The organism is Priestia sp. JNUCC 25 (assembly GCF_053667915.1).
This window is the reverse complement of record NZ_CM132211.1, coordinates 884,471-909,584: the sequence shown is the minus strand read 5'-3', so window position 1 is coordinate 909,584 and position 25,114 is coordinate 884,471. Positions and strand designations below refer to the sequence as shown.

At 38.6% G+C, this 25,114-nt stretch carries 24 protein-coding genes and 1 pseudogene; 8 read left to right on the top strand and 17 right to left on the bottom strand.

The genetic code is table 11. The annotated features are described in order from the left end of the window. From JNUCC25_RS04755 to JNUCC25_RS04715, 9 genes are all read right to left on the bottom strand, one after another. A complete protein-coding gene (locus JNUCC25_RS04755) occupies nucleotides 1-1,482 on the bottom strand; it encodes a sugar ABC transporter ATP-binding protein (protein ID WP_013055632.1) in 1,482 nt (493 codons plus the stop codon). Nucleotides 1,483-1,496: 14 nt separating this feature from the next. Then, on the bottom strand, nucleotides 1,497-1,886 hold the full coding sequence (rbsD, locus tag JNUCC25_RS04750; protein ID WP_013055631.1) for a D-ribose pyranase: 390 nt from the start codon (nucleotides 1,884-1,886) through the stop codon (nucleotides 1,497-1,499). Next, on the bottom strand, nucleotides 1,887-2,765 hold the full coding sequence (gene rbsK / locus JNUCC25_RS04745; protein WP_029324876.1) for a ribokinase: 879 nt from the start codon (nucleotides 2,763-2,765) through the stop codon (nucleotides 1,887-1,889). Beyond that, nucleotides 2,758-3,747 (bottom strand): LacI family DNA-binding transcriptional regulator, encoded by a 990-nt coding sequence (locus JNUCC25_RS04740; protein WP_029324875.1) that lies wholly within the window; start codon nucleotides 3,745-3,747, stop codon nucleotides 2,758-2,760. The genes rbsK and JNUCC25_RS04740 overlap by 8 nt, the downstream gene beginning before the upstream one ends. Nucleotides 3,748-3,863: 116 nt before the next feature. Beyond that, a complete protein-coding gene (locus tag JNUCC25_RS04735; RefSeq protein ID WP_013055628.1) occupies nucleotides 3,864-4,289 on the bottom strand; it encodes a MarR family winged helix-turn-helix transcriptional regulator in 426 nt (141 codons plus the stop codon). A 162-nt stretch (nucleotides 4,290-4,451) separates the two neighbouring features. Beyond that, the gene (locus tag JNUCC25_RS04730; RefSeq protein WP_064471343.1) at nucleotides 4,452-4,862 is read right to left on the bottom strand and encodes a hypothetical protein; all 411 of its coding nucleotides are present in this window, start codon (nucleotides 4,860-4,862) and stop codon (nucleotides 4,452-4,454) included. 8 nt (nucleotides 4,863-4,870) lie between these two features. Then, a complete protein-coding gene (locus JNUCC25_RS04725; protein WP_013055626.1) occupies nucleotides 4,871-5,401 on the bottom strand; it encodes an NAD(P)H-dependent oxidoreductase in 531 nt (176 codons plus the stop codon). 18 nt (nucleotides 5,402-5,419) lie between these two features. Beyond that, nucleotides 5,420-7,045: a DHA2 family efflux MFS transporter permease subunit gene (locus JNUCC25_RS04720; protein WP_029324872.1), complete on the bottom strand. Its 1,626-nt coding sequence runs from the start codon at nucleotides 7,043-7,045 to the stop codon at nucleotides 5,420-5,422. A 42-nt stretch (nucleotides 7,046-7,087) separates the two neighbouring features. Then, nucleotides 7,088-7,726 carry an HlyD family efflux transporter periplasmic adaptor subunit gene (locus JNUCC25_RS04715; protein WP_013055624.1) on the bottom strand — a complete coding sequence of 213 codons (639 nt, stop codon included), beginning with the start codon at nucleotides 7,724-7,726 and terminating at the stop codon, nucleotides 7,088-7,090. A gap of 352 nt (nucleotides 7,727-8,078) precedes the next feature. Here JNUCC25_RS04715 and JNUCC25_RS04710 point away from each other — a divergent pair, with 352 nt between their 5' ends. Further along, nucleotides 8,079-8,534, top strand: a complete 456-nt coding sequence (locus tag JNUCC25_RS04710) for a MarR family winged helix-turn-helix transcriptional regulator (RefSeq protein WP_029324871.1) — start codon at nucleotides 8,079-8,081, stop codon at nucleotides 8,532-8,534. Between the two features lie 93 nt (nucleotides 8,535-8,627). Here JNUCC25_RS04710 and JNUCC25_RS04705 read toward each other — a convergent pair whose 3' ends face one another. The 4 genes from JNUCC25_RS04705 to JNUCC25_RS04690 form a co-directional block, all read right to left on the bottom strand. After that, entirely contained in the window at nucleotides 8,628-9,389 is a 762-nt protein-coding gene (locus tag JNUCC25_RS04705; RefSeq protein ID WP_013055621.1) for an SDR family oxidoreductase, read from the bottom strand. Nucleotides 9,390-9,510: 121 nt separating this feature from the next. Further along, complete coding sequence (locus JNUCC25_RS04700; protein WP_013055620.1) at nucleotides 9,511-10,338, bottom strand: aldo/keto reductase; 828 nt, start codon at nucleotides 10,336-10,338, stop codon at nucleotides 9,511-9,513. 30 nt (nucleotides 10,339-10,368) lie between these two features. Further along, nucleotides 10,369-11,124 carry an IclR family transcriptional regulator gene (locus tag JNUCC25_RS04695; RefSeq protein WP_013055619.1) on the bottom strand — a complete coding sequence of 252 codons (756 nt, stop codon included), beginning with the start codon at nucleotides 11,122-11,124 and terminating at the stop codon, nucleotides 10,369-10,371. Nucleotides 11,125-11,340: 216 nt separating this feature from the next. Beyond that, on the bottom strand, nucleotides 11,341-11,649 hold the full coding sequence (locus JNUCC25_RS04690; protein WP_013055618.1) for a hypothetical protein: 309 nt from the start codon (nucleotides 11,647-11,649) through the stop codon (nucleotides 11,341-11,343). Nucleotides 11,650-12,147: 498 nt separating this feature from the next. Between JNUCC25_RS04690 and JNUCC25_RS04685 the strand changes: the two genes are divergently transcribed. After that, the gene (locus JNUCC25_RS04685) at nucleotides 12,148-12,483 is read left to right on the top strand and encodes a DUF485 domain-containing protein (RefSeq protein ID WP_034275644.1); all 336 of its coding nucleotides are present in this window, start codon (nucleotides 12,148-12,150) and stop codon (nucleotides 12,481-12,483) included. Nucleotides 12,484-12,499: 16 nt separating this feature from the next. Then, nucleotides 12,500-14,050, top strand: coding sequence for a solute symporter family protein (locus tag JNUCC25_RS04680; RefSeq protein ID WP_029324869.1), 1,551 nt, complete (start codon nucleotides 12,500-12,502; stop codon nucleotides 14,048-14,050). Nucleotides 14,051-14,090: 40 nt separating this feature from the next. On the opposite strand, the gene JNUCC25_RS04675 is transcribed toward JNUCC25_RS04680, so the two are convergent. Continuing rightward, nucleotides 14,091-14,576 (bottom strand): DUF6985 domain-containing protein, encoded by a 486-nt coding sequence (locus JNUCC25_RS04675; RefSeq protein WP_013055615.1) that lies wholly within the window; start codon nucleotides 14,574-14,576, stop codon nucleotides 14,091-14,093. A 126-nt stretch (nucleotides 14,577-14,702) separates the two neighbouring features. Here JNUCC25_RS04675 and JNUCC25_RS04670 point away from each other — a divergent pair, with 126 nt between their 5' ends. The 3 genes from JNUCC25_RS04670 (at nucleotide 14,703) to JNUCC25_RS04660 (ending at nucleotide 18,494) form a co-directional block, all read left to right on the top strand. After that, on the top strand, nucleotides 14,703-16,445 hold the full coding sequence (locus tag JNUCC25_RS04670; protein ID WP_029324868.1) for an ABC transporter ATP-binding protein: 1,743 nt from the start codon (nucleotides 14,703-14,705) through the stop codon (nucleotides 16,443-16,445). Between the two features lie 16 nt (nucleotides 16,446-16,461). Further along, the gene (locus JNUCC25_RS04665; protein WP_035439422.1) at nucleotides 16,462-18,246 is read left to right on the top strand and encodes an ABC transporter ATP-binding protein; all 1,785 of its coding nucleotides are present in this window, start codon (nucleotides 16,462-16,464) and stop codon (nucleotides 18,244-18,246) included. Nucleotides 18,247-18,359: 113 nt separating this feature from the next. Beyond that, nucleotides 18,360-18,494 (top strand): hypothetical protein, encoded by a 135-nt coding sequence (locus JNUCC25_RS04660; RefSeq protein ID WP_013055612.1) that lies wholly within the window; start codon nucleotides 18,360-18,362, stop codon nucleotides 18,492-18,494. 87 nt (nucleotides 18,495-18,581) lie between these two features. On the opposite strand, the pseudogene JNUCC25_RS04655 reads toward JNUCC25_RS04660, so the two are convergent. Further along, nucleotides 18,582-19,563, bottom strand: a pseudogene (locus JNUCC25_RS04655) (zinc-binding dehydrogenase). A 163-nt stretch (nucleotides 19,564-19,726) separates the two neighbouring features. Between JNUCC25_RS04655 and JNUCC25_RS04650 the strand changes: the two are divergent. Both JNUCC25_RS04650 and rpoN read left to right on the top strand, forming a co-directional pair. Continuing rightward, nucleotides 19,727-20,074, top strand: a complete 348-nt coding sequence (locus JNUCC25_RS04650) for a winged helix-turn-helix transcriptional regulator (RefSeq protein WP_034668472.1) — start codon at nucleotides 19,727-19,729, stop codon at nucleotides 20,072-20,074. Nucleotides 20,075-20,286: 212 nt separating this feature from the next. Then, a complete protein-coding gene (gene rpoN, locus JNUCC25_RS04645) occupies nucleotides 20,287-21,624 on the top strand; it encodes an RNA polymerase factor sigma-54 (protein WP_231101672.1) in 1,338 nt (445 codons plus the stop codon). 57 nt (nucleotides 21,625-21,681) lie between these two features. Here rpoN and JNUCC25_RS04640 read toward each other — a convergent pair whose 3' ends face one another. Both JNUCC25_RS04640 and JNUCC25_RS04635 read right to left on the bottom strand, forming a co-directional pair. Beyond that, nucleotides 21,682-22,533 (bottom strand): class I SAM-dependent methyltransferase, encoded by an 852-nt coding sequence (locus JNUCC25_RS04640; protein ID WP_029324865.1) that lies wholly within the window; start codon nucleotides 22,531-22,533, stop codon nucleotides 21,682-21,684. 98 nt (nucleotides 22,534-22,631) lie between these two features. Next, complete coding sequence (locus JNUCC25_RS04635) at nucleotides 22,632-25,007, bottom strand: YhgE/Pip family protein (RefSeq protein ID WP_454222844.1); 2,376 nt, start codon at nucleotides 25,005-25,007, stop codon at nucleotides 22,632-22,634. Nucleotides 25,008-25,114: the final 107 nt, after the last annotated feature.

Genomic DNA, 25,114 nt, shown 5'->3' with positions numbered 1-25,114 from the left:
TTACTGACCCCCTGTTGCAAATGTCATAATTTTTTCTTGAGTTGCTTCTTCACTTGTCAGTTCACCCGTTATTTTTCCTTCATGCACAACAAGAATGCGATCGCTCATGCCGAGTACCTCGGGAAGCTCTGAAGACACCATAATAATGGCCACGCCTCTGTCTGTCAGTTCATTCATAAGCTGATAAATTTCACGTTTTGCCCCGACGTCAACTCCTCGAGTTGGTTCATCTAAAATCAGCACTTTTGGTCCAATGCCAATCCACTTGGCAATAACTACTTTTTGCTGATTTCCTCCCGATAAGTTACCCGCACTCGTCTCAGACGACTCGGTTTTGATCGTTAAACGTTTAATAAGTAAATCTACAAATTGCTGCTCGCTTTTTTGTTCAATAAATCCTTTTGGCGAAAAGCTGAATAGACTTGGAAGCGCAATATTTTCTCGAATAGAAAAATCCAGGACGAGCCCTTCTGTCTTACGGTCTTCTGTAATAAAGCCGAGACCCAATTTGATGGCTTGATCGGGCTTTGTGATGTTGACACGCTTTCCATTTAAGATAATTTCGCCTTTTTCTAACGGATCAAGCCCGAAGATAGCGCGCATAATCTCGGTCCTGCCAGCTCCCATTAGCCCCGCAACGCCAACAATTTCTCCTGATCGCACTGAAAAATGAACGTCTTGAAAGACACCTTTTCTCTCTAAGCCTTTTGCTTCAAATACAACGTCTCCTTTAGGAGAAGTTCTAGCAGGAAATCGATCTGTTAGTTCTCTTCCTACCATTTTGCGAACAACATCATCGAAGCTAGTTTCTGGAATCGGCTTTTTGTCTACCGTCTGTCCGTCACGCATGACCGTAATGGAATCACAAATAGCGAAAATCTCTTCCATACGATGTGAAATATAGACAATCGATACACCTTGTTTTCGCAGCGCATTAATTACGTCAAATAACTTTTGAATTTCTCTTTCAGTAAGCGCTGCGGTTGGCTCATCCATAATAATGACTTTTGCATTCGTCATCAGCGCTTTGGCTATCTCAATCATTTGCTGCTGTCCTACAGAACAAAGTCCCGCTTCTTGGTCAAGAGGAATGGTCACAGCTAATTTTTCAAACTGCTTCTTTGCTAACGCTTTCATTTCTTTTGTTTTTAAAAAACCTAAAGGCGTTTTTAATTCTTTGCCGATAAATAAGTTCTCAAGCACCGTCATTTCAGGCCAAACGTTCAGCTCTTGATGAATAAAGGTAATTCCGTTTTGTTCTGCTTCTTTTGGATTTTGAAAATACGTCTCTTTGCCATCAATCAGAATCTGCCCTTGATCTTTTTTATGAAGGCCGGTTAAAATATTCATCAGCGTAGATTTCCCCGCTCCATTTTCCCCCATTAGTGCGTGAACTTCACCTTCATGTAATTCAAAATCCACGCCCCTTAGTACACGGTTTGCTCCAAAGGCTTTATGAATCCCTCTCATTGCAATATGCATGCTGTTCACCTCTTTTAAAAAATAACTCCCGCTTGTAAAATGCAGTTTGCATAAGGAGTTGCTTCTCCTGTACGAATCACAACTTTCGCTTTGCTTGTCAGCATTTTTAATTGTTCATGCGATACTTCTTCTACTAAGATGTTTTGCTTCTCCATCAGCTCGTAAGCCTTTTGATTTCTTTCTTTCATTTCAGAAGCAATCACTATTTTTTCTGTAGCCATATCTTCTAACACAGCTACTACTACATCTTCAAAGCTAGGCACCCCTAGCTTTAAAGATAAATCAATTTTAGGCACGTCACTCGGAACAGGTAACCCTGCATCTGCAATGACAATAGTGTCTGTATGACCTAGATCTGTTAGTATTTTCGTAATATGACTGTTAATCATTCCGTGACGTTTCATTTACAGACTCTCCTCCACTTCTTTTCGAGTCGGCATACCGCCTTGCGCACCAAATTTAGTGACGGATAGCGAAGCTGCGCGATTAGCAAACTGAATTCCTTTTTCAAAACCCATTCCTTCGGCAAGTGCCACAGCAAGCGCTGCGTTAAATGTATCTCCTGCTCCTGTTGTATCAATCGTTTCTACTTGATAAGAAGGAACCAATACTTCTTTCTCGCCGTTAAAATAGCGTACACCTTGTTTTCCTTCTGTAATAAACAATTTATTTGGATACTGTTTTAATACTTCTTCTTTTTCTTTTCCTTCAAATAAAAGCTCTGCTTCATGTTCATTTGGAGTGATGTAAGAAACTTGTTCAATCACTTCTGCTTTTAATGGTCTTGCAGGCGCTGGATTTAACAAAAGCGGTACTTTAAGTTCCTGACAAAGCTGAGCAACATATTCAACCGTTTCTTCTGGAATCTCTTGCTGAATAAGTACGATATCAGCTTCTTTAATTTTTTCTTTTGCTTTTTCTACGTAGTCTGGAGTAATATAATCGTTTGCTCCTTTGACAACTACAATGCTGTTATCTCCTTCAGCGAGTATAATGTGAGCTGTTCCGCTATCTGAATCTGTAACCGGTTTCACATTTTCCACGGATACACCGTTTGATTTGAAATTCTCCAGGATTGCTTTTCCGTAATGATCTTCGCCCACACACCCAATCATACTCACATCAGCTCCAAGACGGGCTGCTGCAACAGCTTGGTTCGCTCCTTTTCCTCCAGGAACGGTTTTGAATGATTCTCCTAACACTGTTTCTCCAGCTCCAGGACGAATATTTGATGTTACTACTAAATCCATTGATGAACTTCCAATCACAGTTACTTTAGCCATGTTCCTCAACCTTTCGTGTCGTATTTCGTTCAATAAACGTAACGGGTAGTTGTACTTGCTTTTGAATTAAAGGTTCTTTCTTAATGCATTTCATTAACAGACATGCTGCTTGCTTGCCCATTTCATAAGCAGGCTGACGAATTGTAGACAGCGCTGGAAACGAAAAGCGGCTTTGCGGAATATCATCAAAACCAATTACTTGCAGATCATCAGGCACGCTTTTTTCTAATCGAAACGCCTCATGTAAAACGGCTGCGGCTACAATGTCATTACTTGCAATAATCCCGTCTGTTTCCGGGTACTTTTGAAAGATTTCCTTTGCCCATTTCTGCGCATCGTCAAACGCTAGAGAATTTGTATTTAATACGTAAAAGTCTGCATCAGACTGACTCAAAACAGACAGAGAGCCTTGAAAACGTTCCTGGGCAGGCTTTACATTTACTGGACCTTTGATAAGTGTAATTCTTTTACTTCCTCTTTTAATTATTTCTTCTGCAGCAAGTTTTCCACCTTCAAAACCATCAGCATAAACGGATGGATACTGATCAGAACTTCTATCTAAAAACACAACGGGAAATGTAAGACCTTCATATAGTTTCTGAGCTAGACTTGTTGTTGCCGTGATCATCCCTACTACATGGTTTTGCGTAAACGTTTGGAGATAGGTTAATTCTTTCTCTAACTGCTCATCACTATTGCCAAGAATTAAACGAAATCCATGGCTATGTACTTCATCTTCTATTCCTCGTGCAAGCTGAGGGAAAAAAGGGTTTGTAATGTCTGGAAGCAAGAGACCAATCAAACGCGATTCACGTGTATAAAGCGAACGGGCTACCTCGTTAGGGCTGTAGTTTAATTTTTGAATTGTATTCATTACTCGCACACGCGTGTCTTCTTTTACATATCCTGTACTGTTTAAAACGCGCGAAACGGTCGCAACGGATACGCCTGCTTCTTTTGCTACATCGCGAATTGTTACCACCTTATTTCCCTCCCTTCATATATGTAACCGTTTACACAAATGATAACATGGAAAAGTGAAGTTGACAATCTTTTTATTAAAAAAAATCACTTCATTAAGAAGTGATTTCTCTTTCATTAGATATTAGCGTCTAGTTTCTTAAATAATTTCAAAAATTGCTCTTGATCTTTCGGTTCATAGCAAGAAAAGAAATGAGCAATCATCTTTTGCACAATTTCATTTGCTTCTTCAATCACTTGTTCACCTTTAGCTGTTAACTCAATGTTTACTTTACGGCGATCCTCTTTAGAGTGATAGCGTGAAACTAACTCTAAGTCTATTAAACGATTAATAACAGGAGTAATCGCACTAGGCTTGACGCGCATCTCTTCTGCCAGCTTGGTTACCCCAATGTGACTGCACTTACCGATAATTAATAAGATATGATATTGAAAAGGTGTAATCCCTTGTGAAAGTAACCTTTCTTTTATCTCTGTCATTACCTTTTTGTTAAGGGATATCGAAATTCTCTGGACCTCTTCAATAAATGTGAGCTGTTCCATGTTTTGACGTCCCCTTTCTTATAATCAGGGAGTCGATGTTAACATGTCAGCCCCCTGCTACACTCCAAGCGAAACCTAGCCTGGGGAGAGCGGCTGGTTTCGCGGAATGCTTATAACCTATTTTCTATCTATTTTATTCCGTACTATTATAATAGAAGAAACTCATTCACTATCGTTTTTCTTAAACGATCTTAAAGCCTTACGAAAAGCGTCATCATTCATAACGTCACGTTCCTCTTTTGTAAAAACCGTGTCGTCTTTTTCGCCTTCTCTAAACTTTTGCAGCACTTGACGATACATATCATCGTTCATGACATCTTTTTCTTTCTTATGTTTAGATGTTCTTGTTTCCGTCTTCGTCTGCGGCTCTTTTGGCTCTTCTTTTGGTGCTGCAGGTTTTTCTTCTGCTACTTTTTTCTCTTCTACTTTCGGCTCTTTAGGAGCATTTGAAGCAGCCGCTTCTTTTTTAGGTGGAACTGTACGCTGGCGCTTAGAAGATGATGCTTTGGCATTCATTGTAATAATTAGTACAACCAGAATCACAGCTACAACGATCAGTAAAATACCTAACATACCGTCACCTACTGTCCTTGTGTCATTCGTTTAGTCACTTGAACAACACGTTCTCCTAATGCTTTACCTAGCGCTTGGTCGTTCTCTGTTAATAATTCGTCACCTTCGATTGGACAAGTAATTCCAACACCGTAATAAGTACCGTAAAGCGCATTTTCTGGGATGTTACCTGGTAACCCAGCAATAATCATACCTTGATGAAGCATAGGTGTAATTAAATTTAAAAGCGTCGCTTCTAAGCCACCATGCGTTGTAGCTGTTGTACAGAACACCGCACCTACTTTATTAATTAATTTACCTTCTGCCCATAAATAACCTAATTTATCGATCCACGTTTTTAACCCTGAACTAATTGTTCCAAAATGCCCTGGGCAGCCCCAAATAATAGCATCCATTTCAGGCAGTTCACGTACATCTGCATCTTCGACATGCTTTACATATACGGTTGCTTCTCCAGACAGCTCGGCGCCAGAAGCAATCGCTTTTGCTAATGCCTCTGTATGTCCGCCTTCACTATCATATACGATACAAATTTTCATCCTTTATCCCTCCGTTGCTTATGAGTTCATATCTTTTGGTGCCGGTAACATACGAATATCGTCTGTTGTTTCTTTTTCTGTCTCTTCTACTTCTACTACTGCATCTTTACGAACATCACGTAGGAAGAAACTTAAAATCAATCCAATAATGGCAATAATAACTGTCCAGTAAAACGCGTCGTTAATTCCTTGTACAGTTGCTTGCGCTTGAACTTTTCCAGCTAATGTTGTTAAAGCTTGTTTTTGCGCCTCTGTTTGAGAAAGGTGAAGCGTTTGAGCAATCTTTTGAACAAATACCTGGAAGTTATTCATAAAGAATGGATCGGATGTAGTCATTGAACTGCTCATTTCATTCACATGATATGTTGTGCGATTTGTAAAGATTGTAGTCATTAAACTGATACCGATTGAACCACTCACCTGACGAAGCGTGTTCGCCATTGATGTACCATGGCTGCTTAATTTTGCCGGCAGCTGATTTAAACCAGCCGTCATAATTGGCATCATCAATAATGACATACCGAATGCACGGATCATATAAATAATAACAATATGACTAAACGGTGTTTCAAGCGTTAATTTTGTAAATTCAAATGTTGTCACAACCGTAATCAACATCCCGACAATCCCTAGTGGACGCGGTCCTAATTTATCAAACAGTGTACCAGAAATTGGTGACATAACTAACATAACAAGTGCACCAGGCAAGATTAATAAACCTGAATCAAATGCTGAATAGCCACGAATATTTTGCAAGTAAATTGGCAATAAGAACATACCAGCATACATGCTAATTGTGATGGCAATACTAATGATATTAGATAATGAGAAAATACTGTATTTAAATACTCTCACATCAAGTAATGGACTCTTAAGTCGAAGCTGCTGCACGACAAAGATGATTAATAAGACAATACCGCCAATCATCGTTGACAATACAACTGAATCCGTCCAGCCATCGTTTCCAGCTTCACTGAAGCCGTATAGAAGTAAAGCCATACCTGCAAGAGATGTAAACACAGAAATTAGATCTACTTTTACATTTTGAGGTGGTTTAATATCTTTTAATTTAAAAGCTGCAATAATAAGTACGATCGCACCTAGTGGCACCATTCCCGTAAATAAAATGTGCCAGTCATAGTTCTGAATAACCCATCCTGAAAGCGTCGGTCCAATTGCCGGAGCGAACATCATGGCTAAACCAAAGATACCCATTCCTTTTCCGCGCATATGAGGAGGGAAAATAAATACGATAATGGTCATAACTAGAGGTGCTAGCACTCCGCCTCCGACTGCTTGAACCAGACGTCCGATTAGCATAATCGAGAAAGTAGGCGCAATTCCGCAGATAAGTGCCCCTATTGTAAAGCAGGCCATTGCAAATAAGAATAAGCGACGAACTCCAAAACGTTCAATTAAATAGGCTGATAATGGAATAAGCGCACCATTTACAAGCATATATCCTGTAAGCAACCACTGTGCCGTATTAGCCGTAACACCAAACTCTGTAATCAGATGCGGAATCGCAACATTTAGCAGCGTTTGGTTTAAAATTGCTAAGAACAATCCAAGCATAAGTACGACTAGCAGCGGAATATGCTTTTTAACTGAGCTTTCCTCTGGTTGTATCGTGTTTGCTGACATCAGTTCCTTCCTCCTTTCTTCTCTTCTTAATCATGTACGTTCTTAGTTTTTAGAGATTTTAACTTCTGCGTTCATACCTGGTAGTACGTTTTCAGAGTAGTTAGAAATAGAGATTTTAACAGGAACTGTTTGCGATACTTTCGTATAGTTGCCGTCTGAATTAGAACTTGGCATTAATGAGAAAATTGAGTTTGTTGCATAACCGATTTCTTCTACTTTTCCATCGATTGTTGTTTTAGTATCTCCGTCAACTGTTACATCAACGTCATCGCCAGCTTCAATATCTTTTAATTTGTCTTCTTTAATGTTTGCAATGATGAATAAGTTATTCATATCTACTTCGCTAGCAATTTGTTGACCAGCTTGAACCATTTGATTTTCTTTTACCTGTGTTTTGATGATTTTACCGTCTTCTGGTACTGTAACTGTTTTTTCTCCATCTTCTGATTGGATTTTAGCTACCTCATCATCTTTTGAAACATCTTTACCTTCTTCAACGTTCCAGCTTGCTACTTTACCTGCCGCTGGCGCTACTACTGTATAAAGGTCGCCGGACACTTTTGCATTGTCTGTGGATACATAATTAGATTTTTGAATATAATAGTATCCCCCACCAATAATTAAAGCTAATACTACAATAATTCCGATAAAGTTCATTAAAATTAAACGCCCTCTTGACATTTATTTTACCTCCTTAATATTTCATTCAGTTAAGTATTACGCTAGATAACTTTATCACAAAGATATTTAGTTGTAAATAACTTTGATTTTAATTTATTTTTAAAACTAAACATTTATGTTTCATAAAGTTTTCCCGACTGAATACTTTACTACATCTTTAACTGAAATACAACTTAAAAGTTTTGGTTTCTTTACAAGTACTTTACTTTACTTTAAAGTTAGATATATAAGCATAGGATTATACACAAAAACAGCTCCTTTTTTTGGAACAAACTCCCTATATACATAAACCACAATAGGTAACTAGCAGCAATTGTTTAACACCTATAATAATAAAGAAAAGGTGATTATAATGGATCAGCGGTTAATAGATAAACTAGAAAAACTTGACCAAGTTAAAACCTCATTATTTGAACTCAAGCGAAAGCTCTTGGAAGATAAAATCAGTGAGCAGCCCTATAATTTGACCATTACGAAATTTTTAATTCTAAAATTCATTGGAGCCAGCTCTAAACGTATGGTAGCCGAAATTTCTTCAAATCTAAAGCTAACCTCCGGGGCTACTACCATTTTATTAAATCAATTAGAAGATGATGCACTCATTAAGCGCGTACGTGACCAAAAAGACCGCCGGATTGTATGGATATCCTTAACAGAGGCTGGCGAAACATTAGTGAACTATGTAATTGAGCAGCGAAATTTATTTTGGCAAGACATGCTTTTTGCTCTAACTCCTGAAGAACAGGATGAGTACCTCCGCATGCTTGAAAAAATGGAAAAACGAATTAGACAAACTGTGGATCGTTAATGCCAAAAAGCGTGTGTTCATTTATTTTATGGACACACGCTTTTTATGACCCTCTACTCTTGACGAGTTTAGGAAGCTTTTTATTTGCTGCCTTTAAAATTCAGGATTATTTTTCAAAAATCCATTCCAAGCCTGTGCTGTAGCTTTCTCAATTTCTTCTTTGGAAGCTTGAAGCCTCTTAGCGCTATCTCCATAGCCAATTTCGATTTTACCTTTTTTCAATTCTTCAAATATCGAATCAGCAAAGTCATCAAGCGGTGCTCCAAATGTATGAAGTCCCGGTCCTCCTAAATCCGTGTTCACGGCTGGAGGAAGAATTTCTATCACTTCGGTATTTGTTTCTTCTAATTGATGTCTTAAACTAATCGTAAACGACCTTAACGCTGCTTTTGTTGCGCTGTAGATTGGCACCCATGCTCCAGGTGTTAAAGACAGCCCGGACGTTACGTTAATAACCGCAGCACGTTCTTGCTGAACGAAATGAGGAATCAATAACGACGTTAAATGAATAGGAGCACTTACATTACTCATTAGTTCTTTTTCGTAATACTGCCACTCTTCGTGCATATGTAAAAGATTTACGCGCTGCTGAATGCCTGCATTATTCACAATAACATTTAATTTTGGGAACCTTTCAGTCACCCATTTTACTAGCTCTACTCTGCTTTCTTCCATTGATACGTCGCACACTTTTGTATGTAATGAAGGGAATCTTTCTTTTGCTTCTTGCAGCTTTGATTCCCTTCTTCCACAAATAATGACTTCATTTCCTTCATTTAAAAAACGTTCTGCAAGCGCCAACCCAATTCCGGATGCTCCGCCCGTAATTAAAAGAGTGTTTCCTGACATTTTCATTACTTTTCCTCCTCGTTCAACCGTCACATTTACTTTTTAATAAACAAAGCGCTACTGCATGAATGACAATAGCGCTTTGTTTATTATTTATCTTACAAGACGTTTTAGTCTTGCTTTAAAATTAAAAGTCAAAGTTATCCGGATCTGGACCTACGCGATGATTTTGATTTAATGCGTTAATTTTTTCAACTTCTTCTGCATTTAATTCAAAATCAAATACGTCTGCATTTTGGATAATACGATGTTCTTTTGTTGACTTAGGAATAGTTACTACTTCGTTTTGTAAGTCCCAACGTAAGATAACTTGAGCAGTTGATTTTCCGTGCTTTTCAGCAATTTGAGTTAACACTTCGTTATCAAGCAGCTCACCTTGTGCAAGCGGTGACCATGCTTCCACTTGGATTCCTTGTTTTTTGCAGTATTCACGCACTTCTGTTTGTGTTAAAAGTGGATGAAATTCGATTTGGTTTACCATCGGCTTGACTTCTGCATCTGCAATTAAGTCTTCTAAATGATGAACTTGGAAATTCGATACGCCGATTGCACGAATTTTCCCGTCTTTATAAAGCTTTTCAAGTGCTTTCCACGTATCTTTATACTTACCTTGAACTGGCCAGTGAATTAAGTATAAATCTAAATATTCAAGACCCAGCTTGTTTAAGCTTGTTTCAAACGCTTGAAGAGTTGTGTCATATCCTTGATCTGCATTCCACACTTTTGATGTAACAAATAGTTCTTCGCGAGAAACACCTGATTCTTTGATCGCTTGTCCCACGCCTTCTTCATTTTCATAAATTTTAGCCGTATCAATGCTTTTATATCCAGCTTTGATTGCATATTTAACTGAATCTACAACTTCTTGACCATCTTCTACTTTATAAACACCTAAACCTAACCAAGGCATTTTAACGCCGTTTGCTAAGGTCGTCGTTGACTGTAAGTTTTCCATGTTGCTGTTCATCCCCTTTTTACTGTTGAATTATTCGTAAAGAGTAATTGCTTGTGAAATTTGTTCTGCGCACTGTTTAACAAGTGCAGCATGCTTTTCGTCTTTCTCTTGTGAAATACGAACGGATGGACCTGATAAAGCAATAGCCGCCATTATTTTTCCTTTTCTGAAAATAGGGGCTGCAATACAGCGAACGCCAGGCTCCCGTTCTTCATCATCGACAGCATATCCTCTTTCCTTACTTAAAGCCAAATCAGCTTCAAGCTCGTCCAGCTCGGTGATCGTTCGATCTGTATAAGCTTCAAGCGAAAGTTCGTGAAGAATAGATTTTTGCACGCTGTCCTCTTGATAAGCAAGAATACACTTCCCAATAGCATTTGCATGAAGCGGCTTTTTATTTCCTACTTCGGAATGCGTACGAGTGCTATATTGCCCGTTCACCACCTGAGTTGTAACCATTTGTTTATGATGGAGAATTCCCGCGTAAATGGTCTCATTGGTCTCTTCACTCAGCTTCTGCATAGCAGGAACAGACAGCCAATTCATTTCATAGTTCGTATGCATCGTATTTTGCACGAGTGCCAGCACCAGTTGTGGTGAAACCGTATAGCGGTTAGACGGGTTTCTTACAATAAATCCATTTTGTTCAAGCGTGCTCACAAGACGATACATCGTACTCTTATTAAAACCGAGCGCTTCCATCATTTCTGGAATAGTCATATTCGGACGGTTTAAAAGCAAAGAGAAGATATCTAATCCTTTTTTTAAAGTTCCAACCTCGGACATGCCCTTCTTCCTCCTTTTATCCGAACAACAATTTTATTATAAAGCAAAGCTCTTTATTGTATCAAATAAGGAAACTTTTCTAATTTATTTTCCCTATAAGAGAGAATACATGACGTAATTGTTCTTCTTAATCTATTCCACTGTTTTTTCTATTTAAACATAAAAAAAGCCTTAACAATAGAATTTTTTTACAGTTTTTTAAATTAGTTTTGCTTCTCACTCATTAACTTCTTCAAATCGCTTCAGCTGCTCCAGCTGATTTTCCTTTTTCATAATTTCTTTCTGACGCTCGCCTAGTAAATCGAAATGAGGATAGCCGGATCGATTATCAATATACTTAGCGGGAATACCATACTTTTTTCCCCACTTAATCAGCTTATTTAAGTCACTGCAACCTACTTTTGTTACGGTAGTTGCATGTGGAAAACGCTCATCAAGCCAATAATGAGTTAAAAATGCGATCTCTCCTCGCTTAACAGCCGCTTTCCATGCGTTTAGTTCCGGGCGTTTAATTCCAAATGCCATTCTTTCACCTTTTCTCTTTTATATAAGTAGTCACATTATTTGTTTACTATAAAGAAAAAATATCATTCATATAGAAATCTTTCATAATATCTTGTCTATTTATAACCATCTCTAAATAATAGCTTATTTTCTCAACCTGTTTCCTCTCTAAGCATTATTGTGTGCTTATGATTTTATCATCATCTTCTCTTCTTTTTCAAAAGATCAAACAACCAAATAACGTTTAAATAATAAAGAAAAGCCTTATATATAAAAGAAACTAAGGATGAATTTCAACATTTCTTTTGCGAATGATTTTTCCTTTGTATTGAATGTTGTTCTTTTTTTATTATGGCAGTATGCATTTATTGTGAACCTTCAGTATATTAAAAAACTTACACAGTTACCATTCTCGCAAAAAGACAGAATTTACTTTTTATTCCGAAAATAATATAATTCAAGTGATATGAAGCTTTTCGCTTCATCTATTTATTATCAAAGGGGGAATTCCGCTTGGCGATGAATGAAAATTCTTTAAAGAAGGTAAACAATGCTTCTTCCTCTCCTGATTACACAGAAATTGTACAGTCTGCTTCATTTCAAAAGCTTTTGAAACAAAAACGCAATTTTATTTTACCGCTCTCTCTGTTTTTTCTTGCTTTTTATTTTACCTTGCCTATCTTAACGGCTTACACAACCGTCTTAAACAAACCAGCTTTTGCTTCTATGACCTGGGCATGGGTATTTGCTTTCGCACAGTTTGTGATGACCTGGACCCTATGCATTCTATACACAAAAAGAGCCTCGAAATTTGATGAACTTGTTGACACGATAAAAAAAGAAGCTGCAAATTGAATAGGGGGTTAAATGAATGAACGTACTAGCTTTTTCACTTTTTTTAGCCATTGTAGGTCTTACGCTAATCATTACGTATGCGGCATCCAAGCGGACAAAAACGACCAGTGACTTTTATACAGCAGATGGAAGTTTAACCGGCTGGCAAAACGGCATGGCGATTGCCGGAGATTATATGTCTGCTGCGTCATTTTTAGGCATAGCTGGAATGGTAGCGCTTTCTGGATTTGACGGTTTTTTTTACAGCATCGGCTTTTTAGTTGCCTATCTCGTCGTGTTATACATTGTAGCTGAACCACTTCGCAACTTAGGAAAGTACACGATGGCAGATATGATAGCAGCTCGTTTTAACGAAAAGAAAGTGCGGGGAGTTGCTGCGTTAAACACGATCACCATTTCCATTTTTTATATGATTGCACAGCTTGTTGGAGCAGGGGCATTAATTCATTTATTACTTGGTCTAGATTACGTGTATTCTGTCTTGATTGTCGGCGTCTTGATGACGGTTTACGTTGTATTTGGAGGGATGACGGCGACCAGCTGGGTGCAGATTGTCAAAGCCTTGCTTCTGATGATTGGTACGTTCATTATTTCCATTATTGTATTTTCAAAATTTGATTTTAGCTTAGCTAAAATGTTTTCTGAGATGAAAACCGCAACTCCTCTTGGTGACGGCTTTTTAAATCCAGGAAATAAATTCAAAAATCCGCTGGACATGATTTCGTTGAATTTAGCTCTTGTTCTTGGTACAGCAGGCCTTCCTCATATCCTTATTCGTTTCTTTACAGTAAAAGATGCCATCACCGCACGAAAGTCTGTTATTTATGCAACGTGGATCATTGGCGTTTTTTACATTATGACAATCTTTTTAGGGTTCGGTGCTGCTGCATTTGTAGGGTACGATGATATTATCAAAGCAAATGCAGCAGGAAACATGGCAGCTCCCCTGCTCGCTCAAGTTCTTGGCGGAGACTTTCTCTTTGCGTTTGTCTCAGCTGTAGCTTTTGCTACGATTTTAGCTGTTGTAGCTGGGCTGGTGCTCTCAGCAGCTTCAGCATTCGCGCACGACTTCTATAGTCATATTCTCCGTAAAGGAGCTGCAACTGAAAAAGAACAGGTAGTGGCTGCACGATGGGCTTCTATTGGGGTATCCATTCTATCTATTATTCTTGCATTATTTGCTCAAAACATGAACGTAGCATTTTTAGTTGCACTTGCCTTTGCTGTAGCAGCGAGCGCTAACTTGCCAATTATTCTTCTTACTATTTTTTGGAAACGTTTTAATACAGCAGGAGCAGTCACTGGCATGCTGGTTGGACTATTCAGCTCACTGTTTTTAGTTGCCATTAGTCCAAACGTGTGGGCACCTGATCCTGGAGCTGCTATCTTTGTAGGTGAACCGCTCATCACATTAACAAACCCTGGCATTATCTCTATTCCTCTAGGCTTCTTAGCTGCTTTTATAGGAACACTTCTTTCGTCTAAAAAAGCAGACGAAAAGAAATTTGATGAGATTTTAGTAAAAGCAAATACAGGTATGGGAATCGAAGAGCCTGTCAAACATTAATGCCAAAAAGCCTTGAAGCAGGTTGCTTCAAGGCTTTTTACTAGAATAAATCTTCTTGTAAACCAATAGCGGAAATTTGTTCATTTCTAAACTTTACAGCTAACATATGCTCTTCTTCCCACGTACATTCAAAAAACAAACCAAGTTCTCTTGTATCATGAGGTGCTTCAGGAACAAAGATTTGAATACACTCAACTAAAAAACCGATGTCTTTTCGCTTTTTTACATTCGGAACTAATAAGTCTACCACGTCTTTTTCAACTTGAGTTCTGTATTCATCTCGCACCTGTTGATAATAATCAAAAAGAGCTTTTTCCGTCCTCTTTAACAATAATTCACCTTGAAGCCAAAATGCTTGAAAGGCCTCTTCTTGTCGTTTTTGAAATGGCTTCTCTTTATCTCCATCAATTGTCAGCAACACTTGTTGTTTTTGTCCAAAGAAAGTGACCTGTTTTTCTCCAACCCAGGCCGAGTCATATAACAAAGATCCAAAAAGTGGATGATGTACTCGTAATGTTTGATTCATTGCATACCTGACCCTCTCAAAAAGTGGATTTCTGCTTGCATTGGCGTATAATAAATGGTGCTTGAAACAAACTTCTAAACTTATTCTATGTTACCATATTTTTTACAGAAAGGAGTGCCACAATGTGTGAATACAATTAAATCTTTGTACCCTTACTTAAAACCTTACAAATGGCTCGCGCTGTTTGCCCCGCTATTGATGGTAATTGAAGTGTTAGCTGACCTTCTTCAGCCTACTATTATGCAGCATATCATTGATTATGGCATTGCAAACAACAATCAAACATATGTTATCACCCGAAGTATCCTTATGCTCATGTTAGCACTCATTGGTTTAGCTGCCGGTATCGTCTGCGCCATCCTTAGCACAAAAGCGGCAGTAAATTTTTCTACCGATATTCGGAAATCGCTTTTTGAGAAGATTGAAAACCTCTCAAACAGCAACAGAGACAAACTAGGGACTGGTCACTTAATTACCGTCATCACAAATGATGTAACGAGTGTTCAAAACGCATTGAATATGACGCTCAAAGTATTAGTTAGAGGTCCTTTACTTTTTGCAGGAAGTATTGTCATCGTGTTATTAACCGCTCGTTCTTTGTTTCCTATTATCGTCGTGGTCGTCCCTATTTTATTTTTATGCATTTGGTTTGTGATCACGAAAGCTGGAAAACTTTTTAAAAAAGTTCAGCAAAGCGTTGATGGTGTAAACACAAAAGTCCAAGAAAACTTATCAGGGATGCGTGTAGTAAAAGCGTATGTAAGAGAATCGTATGAAATCAATCAGTTTAAAGAAGCAAACAGTTCCTTGACGCGAGCTAATATGAGTGCTGTTCAGCTTATTTCGCTTTTAATGCCCGTTATTTTATTTGTAGTAAATATCGGAATGGTAGCTACTCTATGGCTGGGAGGACTTCAAGTCGAAGCAGGAAAAATTGAAGCAGGTGTGATTTTAGCTTTTATTAATTACTTAACGATTATTTTAAACGGACTTATGTCAAGCAGCATGGTGCTGATGCAAATTACACGCGCATTCCCTTCAGCTGAACGAATCGATTCTGTTTTAAAAACAAAAATAGACATTCCTCCAGCAAACTCTGCTGCTCAAATCAACAGACTTAAAGGTGATCTATCGTTTCAAAACGTTACATACAGCTATAGTAAAAATGGCGAAAACGTATTAAAAGATATTTCGTTTACTGCTAGACACGGGGAAACCATTGGCATTATTGGCTCTACTGGAAGCGGAAAGTCGACGCTTGCAAAACTTATTTCCCGCTTATATGATCCCGATGGCGGCGAAATTTTTGTAGATGGAAAAAATCTTACGGACTATGACGTAAAAGAGCTTCGCTCATCCATTGGGTTTATTCCTCAAAAAGCTACGCTGTTTACCGGTACGATTGATATGAATATTCGAATGGGAAAAGATCATGCTTCTTCCTCAGAAATTGAAGATGCTGCGGATTTTGCATGCGCAACGGAGTTTATTGAAAAACTCCCAGAAAGATATGAGTATCCTTTAACGCGAGGGGCGACCAATTTATCAGGAGGGCAAAAGCAGCGTCTTTCAATCGCGCGTGCATTTGTTAGAAAGCCCGCTATCCTGGTCATCGATGATGCAACTTCGGCATTAGACGCTGTCTCAGAAGCACAGGTACTAAAACATTTAAAAGAAGAGTTTGCTGATGCGACCGTTATCATCATTGCTTCTAAAATTTCGTCTCTTCTCCACGCTGATCATATTATCGTCATGGATGAAGGCAAAATTGCTGAACAAGGGACTCATGAAGAATTGCTTCGTTATCGCTCTCTTTATTACGACATTTATCTTGCACAAGGCGGAAAAGAGGTGTTGCCTAGTGAATAATCAAGGTAAAAATCAAATGAGCTCTATTCGCGGCCCTAGAGGAATGATGAAAGGCCCTGTAGTTAAGCCAAAGAATGCGAAAAAAACACTGTACAGAATCTGGTCATATATGGGGAAACGAAAACCTCCGCTTGCAGCTGCGATAATCTTAGTTATTGTGACTTCCCTGCTTAATTTATTAGGCCCTTATTTAATTGGGGTTATTATTGATGAGCATATTATTCCTAAAGATATCAGCGGGACGATACGAATGTCCCTTATTCTTGCAGGAATTTATATCACGACATCTTTATTAACATGGCTGCAAACCTATTTAATGGTGAACGTTTCGTTTACGACTATTGGAATGCTCCGCCAAGATTTATTTGCAAAGCTTCAGACTCTCTCCCTTCGCTTTTTTGACAAACGAGCTCACGGAGAGTTAATGAGCAGAGTCACAAATGATATTGATAATCTAAACAACGCTCTGAGTCAAAGCGTTATTCAGGCTCTGTCCTCTATTTTGTCTTTAGTAGGCATTACCATTGCGATGTTCTCGCTCAACTGGATTCTTGCCATTATCACGCTGATTGTTATTCCATTGATGGTTATAATCGTTCGACAAATATTAAAACGAAGCAGTGAAAATTTTGTCAAACGCCAAAAAGATTTAGGTGAGCTAAACGGCTTTGTAGAAGAAGCAATCTCTGGAGGAGAAGTTGTTACGCTTTTTAGTAAGGAAAAAGACTTTTTAACTGTTTTTAATGAACGAAATGAACAGCTGAGAAGTTCAGCAACAAAAGCGGAAACATTTTCAGGCTTTTTAGGTCCTGTCACAAACTTTATTAACAACTTAGGCTTAGCACTAGTGATTGGAGCGGGAGCATTTATGGCTGTTCAAGGTAGCGTTACAGTTGGGATGATCGCTTCATTTGTTAACTACTCACGTCAGTTCTCTCGCCCAATCAGTCAAATGGCAAACTTAGTAAACACCATTCTTTCGGCTATTGCCGGCGCAGAGCGCGTGTTTGCGATTATGGATGAGCAGCCGGACGTCACAAACAAACCAAACGCTCTTTCTGTTACAAAATTTGCAGGAGACGTTGCTTTTGAGAACGTATCATTTGGCTATAACGATGAAAAAATGATTTTAAAAGATGTTACACTGACAGCAAAAAAAGGTGAAATGGTTGCTTTGGTCGGTCCGACAGGTTCTGGTAAAACAACAATCATTAACTTGCTCACACGATTTTATGACATCTCAAACGGAGACATTAAAATTGACGGACGTTCCATCAGTGACTATAACATCCATGATTTACGAAACCGAATCGGCATTGTTCTTCAAGATACCTATTTATTTTCCGGTACGATTGCGGATAATATTCGATTTGGCCGGTTAGATGCCAGCGACGAAGAAGTTAAAAGCGCCGCAAAGATGGCCAATGCTCATTCGTTTATCAAGCATCTGCCGCAGCAATACAATACCGTGATTTCAGCTGGCGGAGGAAATTTAAGTGAAGGTCAAAAGCAGCTTTTATCGATTGCTCGAGCCATGCTTTCTGACTGTGATATTTTAATTTTAGACGAAGCTACTTCCAACATTGATACAAAAACAGAAATTGATATTCAAAGAGGAATGAGTAATCTATTAAAAGGAAAAACAAGCTTTGTGATTGCCCACCGCCTTAAAACGATTGAAAATGCAGATCAAATCCTTGTCTTAAAAGACGGACAAATTATTGAAGAAGGAAATCATCGCGAGCTGCTAGAAAAACAAGGGTTTTATCACAAGCTCTATACGCAGCAGTTTACGATTTAAAAGAGGTAAAATAAAAAGTATGTTAGTTTAAGGAAGGTCCGAACGAGTAATTGTTCGGACCTTTTCATTGTGTTGGTAAACGTAGGGTTCATCCAGTTAGTTGCTTCTAGCTGTTGATTGGAGAGCAAGGCGAAGACTCCTGCGGGAACAGCGGAACAGATGAGACCCCGCAGGAGCGCAAGCAACGAGGAGGCTCATCGGCCGCCCGCGGAAAGCGAAGCCTTGCACGGAAATCAACAGCGGTGTAATAAATGGTCGATACGAGTTCCTTTATTCCATTTGTTTGTCTTTAGATTGAATTGATGTAGTTATGTCTCAATCTCTTTTTCGTTCTATCATTTATCTATTACAGCTACAATTTTCCCTTTTACTCGACGAGTCGCCAGTTCATCTAATGCTGCTGGCACTTCTTCTAGTGAAATGACTTTTTCCACGAGTGCATTTAGCCTATTTTCTTGTAAAAGCAAAAGCATTCTATTTCCCATCTCAGCAAGCTTCCGCTGTTCTTTTACGTTATTAGACTGATGTACACTTCCTAATGCAACTTGATGAAACGATAGTGGGTGCACAAACGAAATCGCATCGTTTACATTAGGCGGTCCTGCGATGAATGCAATTTGACCATTAAAAGCAAGAGCCTTTACCGACTCGTCTGCATTGTCTCGTCCAACGGTATCCAAGACTAAATCTACACCGATTCCATCGGTAAGCTCCAGCACTTTTTTCACAAAGTCTTCTTTACGGTAGTCGATTACATAATCAGCACCTAAACTTTTTACAAACTCATGATTGGCAGAAGATGCGGTTGTGAGCACTGTAAGGCCTGCATTTTTGGCAAGCTGAATGGCAAACCCTCCAACCCCTAGCACCTGCGTGAATTAAAATCGTTTGGCCTTTTGAAGCGTTCATTTTGTGAAACAATGCTTGATATGCTGTATATCCCGCACATGGAATAGCCGCAGCGTCTTCGAATGAAACTCCTTGTGGAATAAGAGAAACTGTGTGGGCTGTTGTCACTCCGTATTGTGCAAACCCGCCTTTTTTTGATAAATCGCTATGATATACAACGCGGTCTCCGACTCTGACAGTTGTGACTTCTTCTCCCACTTCCTCGACAACGCCAGCTGAATCAAGTCCTAATACGTGAGGATATGTCCAACTAGGATTGCCGCCGTTTCCTGTTTTATAATCTACAGGGTTCAGGGCAGTAGCTTTAATTTTAACTAAAATTTCACCTTTAGCTGGATGCGGCTTTTGGATATTTCCGACTTTCATCTCACTTACTTTCCCTTTGCCTTCTAGCAGTAAAGCTTTCATCAAGATCTCCCCTTTTACATTTCTTCCTTCAATTAAAAGTTCTTTTTCAGTATAATAAATACATGTTGTTTACAAAAGACGGCACTTTCATGTAACCAGGTACCTTCCCGGTAACCTAGGTCTATGGATATTAAATTATTATATCCATATTTCATATCTGTTTATGAATGGAGGATTAACGGTGAAAGCACCCCACTATAATGTACCTGTTGAAGCAACGCTTGAAGTAATCGGCGGGAAATGGAAAGTCGTTATTTTATGCCTATTAAAAGAAGGCGAAAAACGTTTTAGTGAACTTCAGCGAGCTATGCCTGCTATTACCAAAAAAATGCTGTCCCAACAGCTAAAAGAATTAGAAAAAGACGGTGTGGTTAATAGAAAAGTATACAATGAAGTTCCTCCTAAAGTAGAGTACTCACTCAGTGAAGAAGGCGAAACCTTACGAGAAATTTTAAATATGATGTGCGCATGGGGAGATAGAAGAATGGGAAACACCCCAAATTGCAGCTAAGTTCTCCTAGCGGTTCTGTTAAAACAAGCGAATAGCTATTGCCAGGAGCTATTCGTTTTTGTTTTATCTATTCTCCTACTCTTTCTTGCGATTGGTCCCTGTGTAAGAACATCTGACAACACTATAGAATTCTTTCGCATTTTCAGCTATGATGATGTCGAACGATGCAGCCAGAATTGTCGAAATAAAACTCAAGAATGATAGGTGATTCAATGATGCAATTAGGTTTAGATTTATCCCAAAAACAACTATTAAAATTGGCCATGACACCTGAATTACGTCAGTCTATCAACATTTTAAATTATTCTACGGCCGATTTAGTTCATTATCTTCATCAGCAAGTCAATGAAAATCCTGTAATTAAACTGTCTGCTGGCGACTCTCAGCAAAAAGATTCATTTGATACTCGAGAACAGCGTTCATATTCAAAAGGTTATACCGACGACGAGTATAATCCGTTTAATTATATATCTGATCAAACTGTGACATTAGAGAGTCATTTATTAGAGCAGCTGTCTATGCTAAATCATTTACACTCACATCAAAAACACATCGTTCAATTTCTAATTGGAAACTTAAATAAAAACGGCTTTTTAGCAATTGAGCCAAAACTGGCAGCCGAACTGTTGAATGTTTCAATTAACGAAGTCAACGATATGATTCACGTTTTACAAAGCTTTGATCCGATTGGCGTGGGCGCTCAAAATTTTGTCGATTCACTGCTTATTCAAATTAAGGCCAAAACGTCAAAGCCTCCTCTTTTATACGACGTGGTAAAACACGATATTGAAGATATTGCTAACAAAAAATATCGGAACATTTCAAAAAAATACTCTATTTCGATGCGTGAAGTACAAGAAATTGTTGACTGCTTGCGGACATTAAATCCTCGTCCAGCAGGAGATTTCCACGTCCCGCTTACGAAGTACATCTCGCCTGATGTAACGGTACAAAAAGTTGACGGCCGCTATCATGTTATTCTTCATAGCGAGTTGCTTCCGCCCATCGAAATTAACGGTACCTATCAAAAGCTGGTTCATCGCTCTGCATGCGTAACAACCGATCGATACGTACAGGAAAAAATTCATGAAGCTACTTGGCTAATCAATAGTATTGAGCAGCGTAATGCGACGATTTACAACGTGTCCAAAGCCATTGTGGAACATCAGCAAGATTTTTTTGAAATGGGTATTTCGGGGCTAAAGCCGCTTACCTTAAAAGATATTGCTCAAAAAGTAGACTGTCACGAATCAACGGTAAGCCGTGCGACTAACGGAAAGTATATTCAAACGCCACGCGGGCTGTTTGAGTTAAAATACTTTTTCACCAATTCTTTAGAGCGAACTGATGGCGAACAAAGCAATTCTACTGCCTTTATAAAAGAAAAAATTAAAACATTAATTGCCGAAGAAAATAAATTAAAACCTCTTTCAGATCAAAAGCTCATGTCTCTTCTTTCCAGCGAAGGAATTCAAATTTCAAGAAGAACAGTAGCTAAATACCGTGAAGAAGCAGGAATTGAAAGTTCTTCTAAGCGGCGACGATTTTAATATTGCTTATTCTAAATTACAGCTTTATCACTACTAAAAAGAACCCGTTGATTTTACTCAACGGGTTCTTTTTATCGGTTTCCAATAAATAAAAGCCATATGATATTGATACGTATATTCATATCTGCCATTTATTTTCTTTACATGCTGTAAAATAATCTTCTCAATTTCTAACTTGTCAATATCTTTAGAAAGCACCTTTGTCGAGTTCTTCTTGATGAGATTTTCGTACGTCTCATAGGTTACCGTTTTGGTTATAGGAACCAGCTTACAATCTGCGTAAATACCCAGTTCATATAAAATATTTAGTAAGTCAATATATTCCTTACGGCGCCATTTAATCTCGTACCCAAGTTTTCTATGTAACTCTACGTAATGAGGCTTTTCTGGACCCGTTGACATGCCGATAACCGCTAAACGATTAGCCGAATCATTCATATTTAAGAGACCATCGACAATATTATGCATACGGTAAAAACAGTTTATTCCTACTACGGCATCATAGCTATCTGTTAGACGCTCATACTCCCATTTACCTTCTATAAACTTTAGATTAGAGCGGGCATCTGATTGCGTTTGTAAGTAGCGAATAATGCTTGGCGAACAATCCATACACGTAAGTTCTTTTACATAATCAGCAATCGAAAACGTATAATTCCCCCAGCCAGGGCCAATTTCCATAACAGAGTCATTTGGATTCAAAAAAGCAAGAAGTTCTTGTTGAAGCTGTTTTACTACAGGGTCATTTACTGAATTAAAAGACATTTTCTCTAAATACTGCTGCCAAAATTCATCTTCAGCTCGGTCGTTTATCATCCGCTCCGATATTGAACCGTCCCATTCCTTCAGCCCTTCCTGCCACTTTTTTACACGATCACTTTCATATACCGAAAATTTTGTAAGCTGCATGCATTCACGTTCCCCTCTTTATATACGTAAACCTATACTATCATAAAGAAAAAGAGAGTTCCTTTTTAAACTGGAACTCTCTTTTTGTATTAGTTAAATTATGCTGCTGCCTCTTCTTCTGTGTGATGCTTCTCTTTTCTGGCATTGATATAAAACATTATCAATGAAAGAGTGATGAAGATTGCTGCAAAGATTCCAAGTACGCCAGCCTGATGCCATACATAGCCGAAATCATCACCAATTGAAATGATTTCACGGAAACCGCGAATTGCATAGGTCATAGGCAAGTACGGATTAATTGCCTGGAAGAATTCCGGCACAAGTGCTTTAGGGAATGTACCTGCACTGCCCCCAATTTGAAGCAGCAGAATAATGAAGGCTAAATACTGCCCTACTTTTCCTAACCCTGTTGTTAAGAACAAGATAAGTGTAAAGAACGTCACACCTGTAATCATGGTAAAGATATAGAAGTGCCAAATGCTTGTTACGTTTAAATGCAAGCCCCATAGAAGAGCTGTAACAGCAATCGCTGCCTGCAGCATACCTACAATAGTGATGACACTAAACTTACTTAAGAACCACGAAATGCCTGATGTCGGTCGAATTGATGGCTCTTTCATTGGATATACCGCTGAAAACATTAATGTTCCCGCAAACAAGCCAATACATAAGATGTATGGAGCTAATCCGACACCGTACTTATCTACGTTGTTTTGTTTATCTGATTTTAAATCCGTTGGATTTGAAAACATACTATATGTTTTATCATCCGCTTTAACATCTTTTGCATCTTTTGCACCATCTGCTAAAGATGAATGAAGCTCGCTCGTTCCATCTGATAATTTAGATGAACCATCATATAGTTTGGACGAACCATTTGTTAACTCTTTAGAACCATTTGCTAACTTGGTTGCCCCGTTTTCTAGCTGTGTTAAACCATTTGCTAGCGCTGCGCTTCCTTGTTCAGACTTCTTAAGCCCATCCACAATTTGCTGCTGCCCGTCAGCAAGCTTTCCAGCTCCTGTATGAGCGTCAGCAATACCGCTGTTTAGCTCTGCAAATTTGCTGTTGAACTGCTTTTCTCCGTCTGCTAGTTTAACAGCACCGTTGTATAATTGAGTTTGGGCATTATATAATTTTGTTTGGCCATTGTACAGCTGACTTTGTCCATCAGCAATTTTATTAATAGCGCTTTGAATATCTTCTCCGCCTTTAGACAGCTTTTGAAGAGCCGCAGATAACTCTTGCACTTTATCTACTTTTGCTTTTAACTGCTCTGCTTTTTGCTGCTGTTCATCCATAAACTGCTGCGACGTGAGTTTTTTAATTCCTGCAATCAGCGTTTGTTTTTGCTCATCAGGAATGGACTCGTTGCTGTTAATGCTGTCAATGAGGGCTTGCTGCTGCTGTTCAAACTCTGATTTTTTTGAATCGACCTGCTGTTTAATCTGCGTAATTTCCTGTTCCGCTTGATTAATTTGCTGCGTAACACTGCTCACTTCAGCGTCCACTTGATTTAAGCCGCTTGTAAACTGCGGTAATTTCCCTTGAAGTGTCTTTGTTCCTTCATTGAGCTGTTGTGTCGCACCTTGCAGTTTTGCAGTTCCGTCTTGTAGTTGTCCTAATCCATTGCTAAGCTTTCCTGCACCTGTTTCAAGTTCTTTAGAAGCTGCATAAAGCTGTCCGCTCCCACTTTCTAACTTTCCTAAACCGCTGTTTAGGCTGCCTAAGTTTTCATTAATTGTGTCCGCACCGTTTAGTAGCTTAGCTGCACCAGCATTTAAATCTGTTGCTCCTTTTCGTGCATCCGTTAACCCGTTTGCTAATTTAGCTGTACCGTCTTCGAATGTAACCGTGCTGTCTGCTAATTTCTTCATGTTATCTCGCAGCGTTTTTGAGCCGTTTTCGAGCTCTTCTGCACCGTCACTTGCTTTTTGAAGACCGTCCGCTACTTGCTTAAAGCTGTCAAATACCGTTTCAGCATACTGCTTTGTGACCGCTTCTTTAATCTGATCATTGATTTTAGCCACTGCATTTGAGCTAATTTGAGCGCCTGAATAGTTCTTTCCGGCATTTGTATGATAGATAAATTTCATTTTTTTAGGATCTTTATCCATTAATGTTGTTGCATTTTTGGAGAAATTCTTTGGAATTTCTAAAACTAAATAGTAGTCCTCATTTTTTAAACCTTCTAACGCTTTTTCTTTGTTCGTAAATTTCCAGTCAAATTTATCGTTTTTCTTTAAATCATCAACAAAATCACGACCGACATTCAATTTCTTTCCATTTAATGTAGCACCTTTATCTTCATTTACCACTGCAACTGGAATTTGATCTGTTTTTCCATATGGATCCCAGTAAGCAGATAAAAAGATGACATTATAAAGTAATGGAACAAATAACAATCCGCAAATCACAACAATAGTCATTGGTTTGGAAAAGATTTTTTTCCATTCTCCTTTAATCATATTCATGTTTTTTAGCCTCCAATAATCCTTACTTCCGCCTGACTGTTTGACCGAAAAACATTTTCGGTCATTAAGTTCTGATTAATGTTACCATATTCACAAGAATAAGGTCA